Origin of the sequence: Pseudoalteromonas sp. SWYJZ98, assembly GCF_015864495.1 — a bacterium.
GTDB lineage: Bacteria > Pseudomonadota > Gammaproteobacteria > Enterobacterales > Alteromonadaceae > Pseudoalteromonas > Pseudoalteromonas distincta.
In genome coordinates this window covers 1-684 of record NZ_JADYXA010000107.1, presented here as the reverse complement: position 1 = coordinate 684, position 684 = coordinate 1, and the positions used below count along the sequence as shown (strand labels likewise).

General features: G+C 36.4%; 1 protein-coding gene. It reads left to right on the top strand.

The genetic code is table 11. The features are described 5' to 3' along the window. Positions 1-221 precede the first annotated feature (221 nt). Positions 222-557 (top strand): ribonuclease E inhibitor RraB, encoded by a 336-nt coding sequence (locus I6F10_RS20025; RefSeq protein WP_165744040.1) that lies wholly within the window; start codon positions 222-224, stop codon positions 555-557. The last annotated feature ends 127 nt before the right edge of the window (positions 558-684 follow it).

Below are 684 nucleotides of genomic sequence, written 5' to 3'. Positions count from 1 at the left end.
TCAGTTGTTTGTAATGTCTCATTGTAAAATCTCTTGCCGGAGAAAAAGTAGTTAGCTTATGAGCAACTGACCACTTAATCTAGCCAAAACAAGTTATGCACTTACAATTTGAATCTAGGCTTTGAATAAATATCAGCATAATTAAAATTAGTACGCGTTAAGACAATATTTTAGTTACAATAGTGCCTACGAATAAAAAATTAATTTTAAATGAGTTTTTAATGCAATTCCCTGATGATGATAACGGCCAACTTTTAGCCGAAATAGCCGCTGCTGGCATTGATTTAAATAAAATGCACCAAGTCGATTTTTTTATTTTATTTGAACAAGAAGCCGATGCTGAAAAATTTGCTAAAGAAATAGTCTCTGATGCATTAGTTCAAAAGGCTGAACTTGAAAAATGTAAAGACACTGGCGTTTGGGAAGTAATCACTCAAGTACAAATGGTGCCAGAGCACACCCTTTTAGGCCAAGCTGAGCAATACATTGAAAGCATTGCTAATAGCTTTAATGGATATGGTGACGGCTGGGGATTAATGGACGGTGAAGAAGCTTAATTGCCTTTGAGGGCGTTCAGAATTCTGTGTCAGCCTAAATTGCTAAATATCTAGCACACCATCTAATCTACCTTCGAAGTGGATGGCCAATTGCGACAATGTCAGATTCCAGTTATGGATTGGCATT